We start from the raw sequence: 13,455 nt of genomic DNA, 5'->3' as shown, positions 1-13,455 counted from the left end.
GTGAGGGAGCCGCAGGTCTCGGTGGAGCCGTAGGCGTCGAGCGGCTCTCCGGGCGGCGGGTCTGGGGCGGTGGTCGGCGTCCCGCGTCGCCTCCCGTGAGGGTCGCCGGATGTCGCGTCCGTGAGGTGCTGTACGGCGGGTCCGTGGCGGTGGCTGGGTGCCGGGCGGCGCATCCGTGGGGGTGCCGGGGCAGGCGCCGCCGATCGCGGCTGCGTCGCCTCCCGTGAGGGTTGTCGGGTGTCGTGTGCGTGGGGTGGCCGTACGGCGGGTCCGTGGTCGTGGCTGGGTGCTGCCGGGCGGCCGGACCGTGGGCTGTTGGGGGCAGACGCCGCCGAGCCGCGCTGGGCGGTGGCCGGCCGCAGGCGCCGAGCGGTGGGCGTCGAGGGTCAGGCGCCGCCGAGACGGTGCCGTACCTCGTCCGCCTCCCTCATGATCCGCTCCACCAGCTCCGCACACGACGGCAGGTCGTCGATCACCCCGGCGACCTGCCCGGCCGCCATCACCCCCAGGTCCGTACGGCCGTCCACCATCGCGGACCTGAGCAGCATGGGCGTGTTGGCGGCGAGCAGGACCTGGCTCCAGGCGAGGTCCTTGCCGTGCCGCAGCGCGAGGCCGTCGCGGACCATGCCGCGCCAGGTGAGCCCGGAGAGCCGCCGGAAGCCCGCCGCGTGCCGTACGGCGCGCACCAGGGCGCGCGCCCGTCCGGACGCCTCCAACGCGCTCACGAACTCCGTGCGGAGCATGCGGTGCGGCAGCCCGTCCACGGCCCGCGTGACCGTGACGTCCTTGACGGTCGCCGCCAGATAGCGGGCCTTCACCGCGTCCGGCACCGTCGAGTCCGAGGTGAGCAGGAACCGGGTGCCCATCGCCACCCCGGCCGCGCCGAACGCCAGCGCGGCCACCAGACCACGCCCGTCGTGGAAGCCGCCGGCGGCGACGACGGGGATGTCGACGGCGTCCACGACCTGCGGCAGCAGCACGGTCGTCGCCACCTCCCCGGTGTGTCCGCCGCCCTCGCCGCCCTGCACGACCACCGCGTCCGCGCCCCACGCCGCCACCTTCTCGGCGTGCCGCCGGGCGCCCACGGACGGGATCACGACCACGCCCGCGTCCTTGAGCTCGGCGATCAGCTCCCTGGACGGCGCGAGCGCGAACGACGCCACCCTGACGCCCTCCTCCACGATGATCCGCACCCGTTCCCGCGCGTCGCCCGCGTCGGCCCGCAGGTTCACCCCGAACGGCGCGTCCGTGCGGGACCGCACCTCCCGTACGGCGTCCCGGAGCCGCGCGGGTGTCATCGTCGCGGAGGCCAGGACGCCGAGCGCCCCGGCGTTCGCCGTGGCGGAGACCAGCCGGGGACCGGCCACCCAGCCCATACCGGTCTGTACGACCGGATGGCGGACGCCGACGAGCCGGGTGAGCGGGGTCTCCATCAGCCCCGGACCTCACGGTCGCGGGTGCCCGCCGGATCGATCACCTCGCGGATCAACCACAGCTCCTCCGCCGTGGGGTCCCGGGTGTACGGCACCTCGTCCGGGACGGCGAGCGCGAAACCGGTCGCCTCCGCCACCTGCTCGACCGTGACCCCGGGATGCAGCGAGGCCAGCCGCATCGCGCGGTCGGGCGTCGCGAAGTCGAACACCCCGAGGTCGGACACGACACGCGGCAGGCGGTGGAAGCGGGCGGCGGCCGGATGCGCGGCCACGCGGTCGTGACCCACCCCGCACACCATGTCGACCTGCTCGACGAAGACCCGCCGGGAATGCTTGGGGACCCAGTAACTGGTCGGATTGTTCAGGGTGTTGACCGGCGCTCCGCGCACCCCCAGCAGCTGTCGCCGCGGCCTCGCCCAGTCGCCGACGCAGGAGATGTTCTGGTTGCCGTACCGGTCGATCTGGCTCGCGCCCATCATCACGTGCCGTCGGCCGCCGGTGACCAGGGCCAGGTGCCTGCGGTAGGGCAGCCATCCCTCCACGGTGCCGTCGAGGTCGACGAGCAGCGCCTCGCCGTCCGTCAGCAACAGGTCCGGCGCGAAGGTCCGCCGGGCGAGGCGCGCGCCCAGCGACGGGATCAGCCCCATCGGACTGGCGAGGATCTCCCCGGCCCCGCGCCAGGCCTCGGCACAGGCGATCACGCAGTACTCGGCACGCGTCGCTCCGCTCGTCGTCGGCACCTCGTTCACGAGCCCTCCTTCTCCCAGGCCCGTACGGCCGACCGGTAGGCGGATTCGTCGCCGGAGAGGAACCGCTCGGCGAAGTCCTCCCAGGGCATGGCCGCGTACGTCTTCTGGAAGGCCTCGTCCCGGCCGTAGTCGGGGGCGCACGAGGTGAAGTGCGCGCCGTTCGGGGCCTCGATCACACCTGTCACCACGTGGCGGCCGACCAGCAGCGTCTGCGGCGGGGCCTCCTTCGTCAGCTCGGCGGTGTCCACGATCCGTTCGCAGGAGACGTACGCCGTGTCGGCCGCCTCGCAGAACAGGTCGTCGAAGTACGGGTCCGGGCCCAGATACTGGCCGTTGCCCCCTCGGTCGGCCCGATTGACGTGCACGAACGCGGCGTCGAGGCGCAGGGCGGGCATGGCGACGAAGGTCTCCCCGTCGTCGTACGGCGAGGTGACCGTCCGCAGACCGGGGTTGACCCGCATCACGTCCGAGCCGATGCCCGCCCGCACCGGCAGGAAGGGCAGCCGGTGCGTGGCCGCCCGCAGGCCCCACATGAACATCGCCTCGTCGATCTCCGTCAGCTCGAACGCGCCCCGCTCGCGCGCCGCGCGGAAATGGGGTTCGAGGGGGATGGAGTCCAGGGTGGCGAAGGGGGCGACCAGTTTCCGGATGCGTCCGGCGGCGGCGAGCATGCCCACGTCCGGGCCGCCGTACGACACGACCGTGAGATCGGTGATGCCCGACCGGAGCAGCGCCCGCACCAGGGCCATCGGCTTGCGGCGCGAGCCCCAGCCGCCGATGCCGAGTGTCATCCCGCTCGCCAGCCGTGAGACGGCCTCGTCGGCGGTCATGGTCTTGTCACTCACCGAGGTCCCCCTCCATCGCGCCCCTGCCCTCCACCGCGTCGCTTGCCCCGGCCGCGCCCCTTCGCTCGGCAGGCGGACGTGCCTCGGCCGCTCCCTCGACGGCCGGACGTACCTTGGCTGCGCCGGCCGTGCCCGCCTTCCCCGCCGTCCCGAATCTGTCGCGGACCTCGTCGGCCAGCCCGCTGAGGTTCGCCTCGAAGGTGAACCCCTGCTCGAAGCGGTAGCTGCGGCGGACGTCGACGGGGTCGATGCCGTTGATGGCGGCCTTGGCCAACCGCAGCAGCCGGCCGTCCTTCGCGGCGATCTCCCGCGCCAACCCCAGTGCGGCGGAGGTCAGTTCGGCACGCGGTACGACCCGCCACACCGAGCCGTGGGCCCATAGCTCGGCGGCGGTCGCCGTCCGCGAGGTGTAGTACAGCGCGCGCATCAGATGCGGGGGCACCAGCCGGGCCAGATGCGTCGCCGCGCCCAGCGCGCCCCGGTCCAGCTCCGGCAGCCCGAAGGTCGCGTCCTCGCTCGCCACGATCGCGTCCGCGTTCCCCACCAGCCCGATCCCGCCGCCCAGACAGAACCCCTGGACGGCGGCGACCACCGGCACCTCGCACTCGTACACGGCGGCGAAGGCCTCCGCGCAACCGTGGTTGGCGCCGATCAGCGCGCTGTGCCCCGCCGCCTGGATCTCCTTGATGTCCACCCCGGCGTTGAACCCGCGCCCCTCCGCGCCCAGCACGACACACCGCACCTCTGGATCGCGCCCCGCGTCGCGCACGGCCTCGGCCAGCTCGAACCACCCGCGCACCGGCAGTGCGTTCACCGGCGGGAAATCGACGCTGACGACGGAAATCCCCTTTTCCGGGGACGAGGTGGAGACAGTCATCGGAGCATCAGCTACCTTCCACCTAACGTTTGTTTGGTGCGTCTCTCCTGCGGAAGGTAGCAGCGGATGCGGCTCAACGGGAAGGTCGCCGTCGTCACCGGCGGCACGCGCGGCGTCGGTGCCGGCATCGCCCGAGCCTTCGCCGAAGCCGGCGCCGAGGTCGTGACCTGCGCCCGCAGACCGCCCGAAGTGCCGCTCAAGGGAACGGAGTTCATGCCGCTGGACGTCCGGGACCCCGACGCGGTGCACCGCTTCTTCGCCGAACTGCCCCGCGTGGACGTCCTCGTGAACAACGCCGGCGGCACGCCCCACCGCCCGCTCACCGCGACCGACGCCCGCCGCCACGCCCGCGTCGTCGAACTCAACCTCACCGCTCCGCTGACCGTCTCCCTCGCCGCCCACGAGCACCTCCGGCGGGCGGGCGGCGCGATCGTGATGATCGGCAGCGTCAGCGGCAGCCGTCCCTCACCCGGCTCGGCTGCCTACGGCGCCGCCAAGGCGGGCCTGGAACACCTCGCGCGCTCCATGGCCGTGGAGTGGGCCCCGGAGGTACGCGTCAACACCCTCGTCCTCGGCATGGTCCGCACCGAGCTCTCCCACCTCCACTACGGCGACGAGCACGGCATCGCCGCCGTCGCCCGCACCGTCCCGCTGGGCCGCCTCGCCACCCCCTCCGACATAGGCGACGCGGCGGTCTTCCTCGCCTCCGACGCGGCCGCCTACATCACCGGCGCCTCCCTCCTCGTCCACGGCGGCGGCGAACGCCCCGCCTTCCTGGACGCGGCGACGGCCCACACCGACGAAGGAGCAGCACGATGAGCGGCACACACCGGACCCGCGCGGGACGGCTCTGCGAAGGGCGCGTGGTCGTCGTGACCGGCGCGGGCCGCGGCCTCGGGCGCGCGCACGCGCTCGCGTACGCCGCCGAGGGCGCGCGCGTGGTCGTCAACGACCTCGGCGTGGGACTCGACGGCACACCGGACCCCGACAGCCCCGCCGCGCGCGTCGTCGAGGAGATCCGGGCCGGGGGAGGGGACGCGGTCGCGCACGGCGGGGACATCGCCACCACCGACGGCGCCGCCTCCCTCGTCCACACCGCCCTGGACACCTACGGCCGACTCGACACCCTCGTCAACAACGCCGGCTTCCTGCGCGACCGCATGCTCGTCAACCTCGACGAGGACGACTGGGACGCCGTCCTCCGCGTCCACCTCAAGGGCCACTTCCTCCCCCTGAAACACGCGGCCGCCCACTGGCGCGCCGAGACCAAGGCGGGCCGGACCCCGACCGCGCGCATCATCAACACCAGCAGCGGCGCGGGCCTGTCGGGCTCACTCGGCCAGGGCAACTACAGCGCCGCCAAGGCCGGCATCGTCGGCCTCACCCTCGTCGCCGCCGCGGAACTCGCCCGCTACGGCGTGCAGGTCAACGCCATCGCCCCCGCGGCCCGCACCCGGATGACCGAGACGGTCTTCGCCGAGACCATGACCGCCCCCGGCACCGGCTTCGACACCATGGCCCCCGAGAACGTCTCCCCCCTGGTGGTCTGGCTGGGTTCCCCCGCGAGCGACGGCGTCACCGGCCGCGTCTTCGAGACGGAGGCGGGCCGCATCACCGTCATGGAGGGCTGGCACCCGGGCCCGACCGACGACAGGGGCGCCCGCCGCACCCCGCGCGAGGCGGGGGAGACCGTACGCAAACTCCTCGCGGAGGCGACGACACCGCGACCGGTGTACGGCGCCTCATGACCGCGACCGCACCTGTCAGGCCGTCGAGGGGCGCGGGAACTGCGCGACAGGCCCCCACGCCCCCCGAGCGCACTCACCGCCCGCTCACGCGCCCCCACCCCTACGTGTCGCACTCCAGCACCGTCCGACACAACCCGCACCGAGCCCGCACCCGCCCCCGCACCGGCACCCGAATCCGCTGCTGACACGTCGGACAGGGAAACGACACCCGCAACTCCCCCCGCTCCTCCGGCGTGAACACATACGGCACACCCACCCCGGACACCCCGACTCCCGGCGATGCCGACCGCGGCTCGTCCCGCGCATGGCGACGATCCCGCGCGTACCTCCGCCGCCCCGCCCACCCCGCCGCCGTCAGCGGCGGCTGCCGCTCGTCACCGCGCGCCCGCACCCGGCCCGCCGTGTACGCCGCATACGCCTGCGCACTGGTGAACCACACCGACGGATCCTCGTCGAACACCTGCGCCCGCTTGGCCAGCACGTACCCGAACTCCTCCGGCGTCAGGTACCCCAGCTTCTGCGACGACGCGGCGTCCTCCCGGTACGCGTCCAGCAGCAGCCACCCCGCCCCCAGATACGTCGCCGCCGTGTCCGTCAGGATCTCGTTCTCGCGGACACCGGGAAAGGACAGCCCGAGCCGGTGCAGATAGACGTGCATGACCTCGTGCGCGAGGGCCGCCCCGATGTCCCGCCGATGCGTCCGGAAACGGTCGTTGAGCTCGACGAAGTACTCCGGCCCCGCCTCCAGCTCGACATGCGCCGCGTGCGTCATCTCCCGGAACGCGACGATCATCCGGGCGTCCGGCAGCCGAAAGTGCCGCACCAGCTCCCGCGCCACCCGCTGCGCCCCCAGATGCAGATCGTCGGTGTCGCAGAACGCCACGTCCACGGGAGCCACACTGGTGGCGAAGGTCTGGATCGTGTCGTACGAGAGCCGCTTGTACAGCGCGGTGATCGACGCCCGCACGGTGTCCAGATGCGGGTAGCCGTGCTCGACAGGTCCGCCGTTCGCCACGTCCGCACCCCCGAAAGACGCTTCGATACGTTCCACTCTAAGCCGGTGCGTACGCGTGTTCACCGAAAGCCGCCCCCGGAGGACGGCCCACCGCCGCGTCGTAGGGTGACGACCATGACCACCAGCGACACCAACGAGTCGAACACCGGCGCCGCGCGGGCCGGCGAGGTCGACGCGGACGTACGGGCCGAACTCACCCGGCTGCGCGACAGCATCGACAACATCGACGCCGCCGTCGTCCACATGCTCGCCGAACGCTTCAAGTGCACCCAGCGGGTCGGCCACCTCAAGGCCGCGCATCACCTGCCCGCCGCCGACCCGGGCCGCGAGGCCCAGCAGATCAACCGCCTGCGCGGACTGGCCGAAAGCGCCAAGCTCGACCCGGCGTTCGCGGAGAAGCTGCTGAACTTCATCATCGCCGAGGTCATCCGGCACCACGAACGCATCGCGGACGACGCCCTGAACGGCACGACGAACACGACCGGCACGACGAACACGACCGGCACGACCGGCCCCACCGGTACCGCGCCGGACACGGGGGAGTGACATCGCGTCCTCCAGCGGGCATCCTGCGTGGGCACTCCTTGTCAGGAATCGACCACACACCGTGAGTAGCCATGCCGTCGGAAGCCAAGATCCTCATCGTCGACGACCATGAGGACACGCTGTACGCCCTGGAGAGCGCCCTGGCCCCGCTGGGCTACCTGCTGACGCGCGCCACCAGCGGCGACGCGGCACTCAAGGAAGTCCTCCGCGGCCAGGTCGGCCTGCTCCTCCTCGACGTCCGCATGCCCGGCGTCAGCGGCCTCGACGTCGTCCGCTACATGCGGGGCGTCGAACAGACCCAGCACATCCCCGTCATCCTCCTCACCGGCTTCGGCCCCGACGCCGAACTCACCGCCACCGCCTTCCGCCTCGGCGTCGCCGACCTCGTCATGAAACCCATCGACCCCTGGGCCCTGCGCACCAAGGTCCGCTACCTCTACGACGCCCACGAACGCTCCCAGGCCCTGGAACGCGAGGTGCGCGACCTGCGCGCACGCCTCAAGGACCACGACGAGATCAAGCGCCACAGCGACGGCGGCCACCGCGGCAGGGGGCGCCTCCCCGCGCAGGCCGACGGCGCCAAGGACCGGGCATAGGCCGCATACGGCCGGGCGCACGGCGCGTACGACCGGACATAGGTCGCGTACCAGGCCCGCCCCTGTCCTGCGTCAAGGGCATCAGGCAGCATGTCCCTCATGTCCGTACTGACGCGCGACGAAGCGCATGCCCGTGCTCGGCTCCTCGACGTCCACCGCTACGAGATCGCACTCGACCTCACGCGCGGCGACGAGACCTTCGACTCCCGTACCGTCATCCACTTCACCGTGCGGGGGAAGAAGAAGGCCGCGGACACCTTCGTCGAGCTCAAGCCCGCCGACCTGCGCTCAGTCACCCTCGACGGCGAACCCCTCGACCCGGCCACCCTCGACGGCAACCGCCTCCGTCTCAAGGGCCTCACCCCGGGTGAGCACGAACTGCGCGTCGACGCCGCCATGCGCTACTCCCGCACCGGCGAGGGCATGCACCGCTTCACCGACCCCACCGACGGCGAGACCTACCTCTACACCCAGCTCTTCATGGACGACGTGCAGCGCGTCTTCGCCGCCTTCGACCAACCCGACCTCAAGGCCGCCTTCGACCTCACCGTCACCGCCCCCGAAGGCTGGACCGTCCTCGCCAACGGCATCACCGAGCGCCAGGACGACGGCACCTGGCGGGCCGCCACCACCCCGCTGATCTCCACCTACCTCGTCGCCGTCGCCGCCGGCCCCTGGCACTCCGTGCGCACCGAACACCGCGGCCTGCCCTTCGGCATCCACTGCCGCCGCTCCCTCGCCCCCCACCTCGACACCGACGCCGACGAGATCCTCGACGTCACCCGCGCCCTCTTCGACCGCTACCACGAGAAGTTCGAGGAGCCGTACCCCTTCGACTCCTACGACCAGGCGTTCGTCCCCGAGTTCAACGCCGGCGCCATGGAGAACCCCGGCCTCGTCACCTTCCGCGACGAGTTCGTCTACCGCTCCGCCGTCACCGACACCGAACGCCAGACCCGCGCCATGGTCATCGCCCACGAGATGGCCCACATGTGGTTCGGCGACCTCGTCACCCTCAAGTGGTGGGACGACATCTGGCTCAACGAGTCCTTCGCCGAGTACATGGGCTACCAGACCCTCACCGAGGCCAGCCGCTTCACCGACACCTGGGTCGACTTCGGCGTCGCCCGCAAGGCCTGGGGCTACGACGCCGACCAGCGCCCCTCCACCCACCCCGTCGCCCCCGGACACGTCGACGACACCGCCGCCGCCCTCCTCAACTTCGACGGCATCTCCTACGCCAAGGGCGCCTCCGCCCTGCGGCAACTCGTCGCCTGGCTCGGCGAGAAGGACTTCCTCGCCGGCATCAACGCCCACTTCACCCGCCACCGCTTCGGCAACGCCACCCTCGCCGACTTCATCGACAACCTCGCCGGCGCCACCGAACGCGACGTCCACGCCTGGGCCGACGCCTGGCTCCGCACCGCCGGCGTCGACACCCTCACCCCCCGGATCACCCGCGCCGCCGACGGCACCCACACCCTCACCGTCGACCACACCGGCAGCCGCCCCCACCGCATCGCCGTCGGCCTCTACGACCGGGACCACGGCGACGACCAGGGCCACCTCACCCTCCGCGACCGCGTCGAACTCGACCTCCCCCAGACCACCGCCCAGCCCATCGGCAAGCGCCCCGCACTCCTCCTCCTCAACGACGGCGACCTCACCTACGCCAAGGTCCGCTTCGACCCCGACTCGTTCACGGCTGTCACCGGCCACCTCTGCGGCCTGCCCGACCCGCTCACCCGCGCCGTCGTCTGGAACGCCCTGCGCGACGCCGTACGCGACGCCGAACTCCCGCCCACCGCCTACCTGGAGGCGGCCCGCACCCACCTCCCCCGCGAGACCGACCTCGCCATCGTCCAGGGCGTCCTCGCCTTCGCCGGCACCCAGGTCGCCGACCGCTTCCTCGCCCCCGAGCAGCGCGCCGCCGGCCTCGCCACCCTCGGCTCCCTGTGCCGCGACCTCATCCGCCGCACCGAGGACGGCGACAACCCCGGCCTGCGCCTCACCGCCGTACGTCACTTCATCGACGTCGCCGCCCACCCCGAGACCATCGCCGCCTGGCTCGCCGAGGGCACGGTCCCCGGCGGGCCCGAACTCGACCCCGAACTGCGCTGGCGCGTCCTCGGCCGGCTCGCCGTCCTCGGCGCGGTCGACACCGCCACGATCGACGCGGAACTGGAGCGCGACCCCAGCGCCAGCGGTCGGGAGGGCGCCGCCCGCTGCCGGGCCGCGCTGCCCGACGCCGAGGCCAAGCGGGCCGCCTGGGAGGCGATGTTCACCTCCGACGACCTCTCCAACTACCTGTTCACCGCCACCGCTCAGGGGTTCTGGCAGCCGGAACAGGAGGAACTCCTCACGGAATACGTCGAGCGCTACTGGGCCGACGCGGTCGCGCTGGCCGCCCGGCGCGGACCGGCGATCGCGGAAGCCGCCGGACGGTGGGCGTTCCCCGTGTACGCCGTGGATCCGCAGACACTGGGGCTGGGGGAGCGGTGTCTTGAGGACGGCGAGGTGATCCCGGCGCTTCGGCGGAAGCTGGTGGATCAACTGGATGATCTCGCCAGGGCGTTGCGGGTTCGAGAGGTGTAGACCGGGACGCGCCGTAGGGGCTTGGGGCGTCTGCGGGCCTGCGGGCCGTTCGTGGCTGGTCGCGCAGTTCCCCGCGCCCCTGACGGGGCCGCTGCTGTGCGGGGCGTCCTCCCGTACCCTCTTTCGGCTGTAATCAACGGCCTTTTCGGGCGCGGCACCCGATTGGCGTACAAGATGGGATTCCCCGTGCTCGGAGGAGCCCATGACCGCCCCGCCCCTCGCCTCGGGACCCCAAGGTCCCGGCGCGCTCCGGCCGTTGCTCGACACCGTGCTCGACGCGTTGCGGGAAGGGGCCGAGACACGGGGCGGCCCTCTCCCCTCCGGCGGCCCCGAGGCGGTCGCGGCCATGGTGCGGGACGCGCTCGGTGAGCCGCTGCCCGTCGACGGCGAGCCGGACGCCCTCCACCGCCTGGTCCGGGCCCTCGCCGCCGGCACCGCCGACCCGGCCGACCCCCTGTGCGCGGCCCATCTGCACACCCCACCGCTGGCCGTCGCCGCCGCCGCGGACCTCGCCGTCTCCGTCCTGAACCCCTCCCTGGACTCCTGGGACCAGGCCCCGGCCGCCTCCGCCCTCGAAACACTCGTGACGCGGGCACTGGCCGCGGAGGCCGGCGCCGCCGACGCGCTGGTCACCACCGGGGGCACCGAATCCAACCAACTCGCCCTGCTCCTGGCCCGGGAGACCCACCCCGGCGTACGACTCGTCTGCGGGGCCAACGCCCACCACTCCCTGGTCCGCGCCGCCTGGCTGCTCGGACTGCCCGAGCCCGTCGTCGTCCCGACCCCGGCCGGCACCCTCGACCCCGCCGCCCTGGACGACGCCCTCACCCACATCCCGGGCCCCCTCCTCGTCGCCGCCACCGCCGGCACCACCGACGCCGGCCTCATCGACCCCCTGCCCGCCATCGCCGACCTGTGCCGGACCCACGGAGCCCGGCTCCACATCGACGCGGCCTACGGCGGAGGCCTCCTCCTCAGCGACCGGCACCGGCCCCGCCTCGACGGCCTCGCCCGCGCCCACACCATCACCCTTGACCTGCACAAACTGGGCTGGCAGCCGGTCGCCGCCGGACTCCTCGCCGTACGGGACACGGCAGACCTCGCCGCACTGGACCACCGCGCCGACTACCTCAACGCCGACGACGACACCGAGGCCGGCCTGCCAGACCTCCTCGGCCGGTCCCTGCGCACCACCCGACGGCCCGACATCCTGAAGACCGCCGTGACCCTCAAGACCCTGGGACGCACCGGACTGGGCCGACTCGTCGACCAGGTCTGCGCACTCGCCCAGGAGTTCGCCGCCACCGTCGAGGCGCACCCCCGCTTCGAGCTCCACGACCGGCCCACCATCAGCACGGTCCTCTTCCGGCCCGCCGGAGCCCCGGACGCCGCCGTGGCCGCCGTCCGCCGCCGACTCCTCCACGACGGCCGGGCCGTCATAGGCCGCGCCGTACTCGACGGCCGGCTGTGGCTCAAGGCCACCCTGCTCAACCCCCACACCCGGCCGGGCGATCTCACCGCCCTGCTGAACCTCGTCGACCTCGCAAGCCTCGCCGAAGGACACGCCCCCACATGAGCACCACCCCCGCGCACGACCAGCCCGACCCCGAAGCCCCCCGTGACGTCGTCGGCGTCGGCATCGGACCGGCCAACCTCTCCCTCGCCGCCCTCGCCCACCCGCTCGCCGAACTCGACGCCGTCTTCTACGAGCGGCGCCCCGGCTTCGACTGGCACCCCGGCCTGCTCATCGACGGCGCCACCGTCCAAGTGCCCTTCCTGGCCGACCTGGTGACCCTGGCCGACCCGGTGAGCCCCTGGTCGTTCCTGAACTACCTCAAGACCCGCGACCGGCTCTTCCCGTTCTACTTCGCCGAGCGCTTCCACATCCAGCGCGCCGAGTACGACGCCTACTGCCGCTGGGTCGCCGAGAACCTCCCCGGGCTACGGTTCGGCCACCAGGTCGACTCGGTGCGCTGGAACCCCGAACGTGACCTGTTCGAGGTCGACTTCAGCCGACTCGACCCCGACGGCGAGGTCGAGGCCCTCGGCCGTACCCACGCCCGGAACATCGTGCTCGGCGTCGGCACCGAACCGTATGTTCCCGAACCCCTCAAGCCGCTCGTCGAGGCGGCCGGCGTGCCCGTCATCCACGCCTCGGACTATCTCGGCGAGCGCGACCGCCTGCTCACCGCCGGACACGTCACCGTCATCGGCGCCGGACAGTCCGGCGCGGAGGTCTTCCTCGACCTGCTCCGGCACCGGCCCGTCGGCCGCGAAGGGCTGCACTGGCTGGGCCGGACCGAGGCGTTCGCACCCATGGAGTACTCCAAGCTGGGCCTGGAACACTTCACCCCCGACTACACCCGCTACTTCCACGCCCTCGCCGAACCCACCCGGGACCGGCTCGTCGCCGCCCAGTGGCAGCTCCACAAGGGCATCGGCGCCGACACCATCGCCGCCATCCACGACGAGCTGTACCGCCGCACCCTGGACGGCGGCTGGCCCGACGCCGTCCTCACCCCCGGTGTGCACGTCCGCACCGCGGGCCGACTCGCCACCACCAGGGTCGAACTCCACCTCGAACACAGCGAGCAGGGCACCCGCTCCCGCCTCACCACCGACGCCGTCGTCCTCGCCACCGGCTACCAGGAACGCCCCCTGGACCGTGTCCTCGCCGGCCTCGACCCGTACATGCGGCGCGACAGCCGCGAGCGGCCCCGCGTCGACGAGAGGTTCCGGATGATCCTCGACCCGTCCGTCACCGCCTCCGGCTGCCACGTCTACGTCCAGAACGCCGAACTGCACTCCCACGGCGTCGGCGCCCCCGACCTGGGCCTCGCCGCCTGGCGCAGCGCCACCATCCTCAACACCCTCACCGGCAAGGAGCCCTACCCCCTGCCCGGCCGCACCGCCTTCACCACCTTCGGCCTCGAACCCCGGCCGCAGATCCCGCCCGCGCGCAGGCCCGACTCCGCCGTCCCCCTCAGGCCCCTCGTCGACGTGAGGTAATCGACGAGTGAAGAAGGAGGGCAGGAGTGGTGACGGCCGCAG

Annotated in this window: 12 protein-coding genes; 7 read left to right on the top strand and 5 right to left on the bottom strand. The window is 72.8% G+C overall.

Annotated elements, in window-relative coordinates; translation table 11 throughout:
* Positions 1-386: 386 nt before the first annotated feature.
* From RM704_RS19570 to RM704_RS19555, 4 genes are read right to left on the bottom strand one after another with little or no spacing between them, the layout of a single operon-like run.
* On the bottom strand, positions 387-1,433 hold the full coding sequence (locus RM704_RS19570; protein WP_033528056.1) for an NAD(P)H-dependent flavin oxidoreductase: 1,047 nt from the start codon (positions 1,431-1,433) through the stop codon (positions 387-389).
* Entirely contained in the window at positions 1,433-2,200 is a 768-nt protein-coding gene (locus tag RM704_RS19565; RefSeq protein ID WP_052146117.1) for a CoA-transferase subunit beta, read from the bottom strand. Before RM704_RS19565 ends, RM704_RS19570 begins: the two co-directional genes overlap by 1 nt.
* Positions 2,179-3,027, bottom strand: coding sequence for a CoA transferase subunit A (locus RM704_RS19560; RefSeq protein ID WP_033528054.1), 849 nt, complete (start codon positions 3,025-3,027; stop codon positions 2,179-2,181). The genes RM704_RS19565 and RM704_RS19560 overlap by 22 nt, the downstream gene beginning before the upstream one ends.
* Positions 3,020-3,904, bottom strand: a complete 885-nt coding sequence (locus RM704_RS19555) for an enoyl-CoA hydratase family protein (protein ID WP_033528053.1) — start codon at positions 3,902-3,904, stop codon at positions 3,020-3,022. The genes RM704_RS19560 and RM704_RS19555 overlap by 8 nt, the downstream gene beginning before the upstream one ends.
* A 66-nt stretch (positions 3,905-3,970) precedes the next feature.
* Here RM704_RS19555 and RM704_RS19550 point away from each other — a divergent pair, with 66 nt between their 5' ends.
* Together RM704_RS19550 and RM704_RS19545 are read left to right on the top strand one after the other, a co-directional pair.
* Positions 3,971-4,723, top strand: coding sequence for an SDR family oxidoreductase (locus RM704_RS19550; RefSeq protein ID WP_033528052.1), 753 nt, complete (start codon positions 3,971-3,973; stop codon positions 4,721-4,723).
* On the top strand, positions 4,720-5,652 hold the full coding sequence (locus tag RM704_RS19545; protein ID WP_033528051.1) for an SDR family oxidoreductase: 933 nt from the start codon (positions 4,720-4,722) through the stop codon (positions 5,650-5,652). Before RM704_RS19550 ends, RM704_RS19545 begins: the two co-directional genes overlap by 4 nt.
* A gap of 100 nt (positions 5,653-5,752) precedes the next feature.
* On the opposite strand, the gene RM704_RS19540 is transcribed toward RM704_RS19545, so the two are convergent.
* Positions 5,753-6,667, bottom strand: coding sequence for a hypothetical protein (locus RM704_RS19540; protein ID WP_033528050.1), 915 nt, complete (start codon positions 6,665-6,667; stop codon positions 5,753-5,755).
* Between the two features lie 114 nt (positions 6,668-6,781).
* On the opposite strand from RM704_RS19540, the gene RM704_RS19535 reads away from it, so the two are divergent.
* From RM704_RS19535 to RM704_RS19515, 5 genes are all read left to right on the top strand, one after another.
* On the top strand, positions 6,782-7,213 hold the full coding sequence (locus RM704_RS19535) for a chorismate mutase (protein WP_033528049.1): 432 nt from the start codon (positions 6,782-6,784) through the stop codon (positions 7,211-7,213).
* 71 nt (positions 7,214-7,284) lie between these two features.
* Positions 7,285-7,809 carry a response regulator gene (locus tag RM704_RS19530; protein WP_033528048.1) on the top strand — a complete coding sequence of 175 codons (525 nt, stop codon included), beginning with the start codon at positions 7,285-7,287 and terminating at the stop codon, positions 7,807-7,809.
* A 90-nt stretch (positions 7,810-7,899) separates the two neighbouring features.
* A complete protein-coding gene (gene pepN, locus RM704_RS19525; protein WP_033528047.1) occupies positions 7,900-10,404 on the top strand; it encodes an aminopeptidase N in 2,505 nt (834 codons plus the stop codon).
* 202 nt (positions 10,405-10,606) lie between these two features.
* Positions 10,607-11,980 (top strand): pyridoxal phosphate-dependent decarboxylase family protein, encoded by a 1,374-nt coding sequence (locus RM704_RS19520; protein WP_033528046.1) that lies wholly within the window; start codon positions 10,607-10,609, stop codon positions 11,978-11,980.
* Positions 11,977-13,413, top strand: coding sequence for a lysine N(6)-hydroxylase/L-ornithine N(5)-oxygenase family protein (locus RM704_RS19515; RefSeq protein WP_033528045.1), 1,437 nt, complete (start codon positions 11,977-11,979; stop codon positions 13,411-13,413). Before RM704_RS19520 ends, RM704_RS19515 begins: the two co-directional genes overlap by 4 nt.
* The last annotated feature ends 42 nt before the right edge of the window (positions 13,414-13,455 follow it).

This window comes from Streptomyces gottesmaniae, assembly GCF_031845845.1.
GTDB lineage: Bacteria > Actinomycetota > Actinomycetes > Streptomycetales > Streptomycetaceae > Streptomyces > Streptomyces akebiae.
Note: the sequence above shows the minus strand (reverse complement) of the source record. Positions and strands in the feature narration are given on the sequence as shown.

Excerpts from the sequence above, each read along its gene's own strand:
- RM704_RS19515 (WP_033528045.1), top strand. The coding sequence starts at position 11,977 with ATGAGCACCACCCCCGCGCACGACCAGCCCGACCCCGAAGCCCCCCGT.
- RM704_RS19555 (WP_033528053.1), bottom strand. The coding sequence starts at position 3,904 with ATGACTGTCTCCACCTCGTCCCCGGAAAAGGGGATTTCCGTCGTCAGC.
- RM704_RS19535 (WP_033528049.1), top strand. The coding sequence starts at position 6,782 with ATGACCACCAGCGACACCAACGAGTCGAACACCGGCGCCGCGCGGGCC.
- RM704_RS19570 (WP_033528056.1), bottom strand. The coding sequence starts at position 1,433 with ATGGAGACCCCGCTCACCCGGCTCGTCGGCGTCCGCCATCCGGTCGTA.
- RM704_RS19545 (WP_033528051.1), top strand. The coding sequence starts at position 4,720 with ATGAGCGGCACACACCGGACCCGCGCGGGACGGCTCTGCGAAGGGCGC.
- RM704_RS19530 (WP_033528048.1), top strand. The coding sequence starts at position 7,285 with ATGCCGTCGGAAGCCAAGATCCTCATCGTCGACGACCATGAGGACACG.
- RM704_RS19520 (WP_033528046.1), top strand. The coding sequence starts at position 10,607 with ATGACCGCCCCGCCCCTCGCCTCGGGACCCCAAGGTCCCGGCGCGCTC.
- pepN (WP_033528047.1), top strand. The coding sequence starts at position 7,900 with ATGTCCCTCATGTCCGTACTGACGCGCGACGAAGCGCATGCCCGTGCT.
- RM704_RS19550 (WP_033528052.1), top strand. The coding sequence starts at position 3,971 with ATGCGGCTCAACGGGAAGGTCGCCGTCGTCACCGGCGGCACGCGCGGC.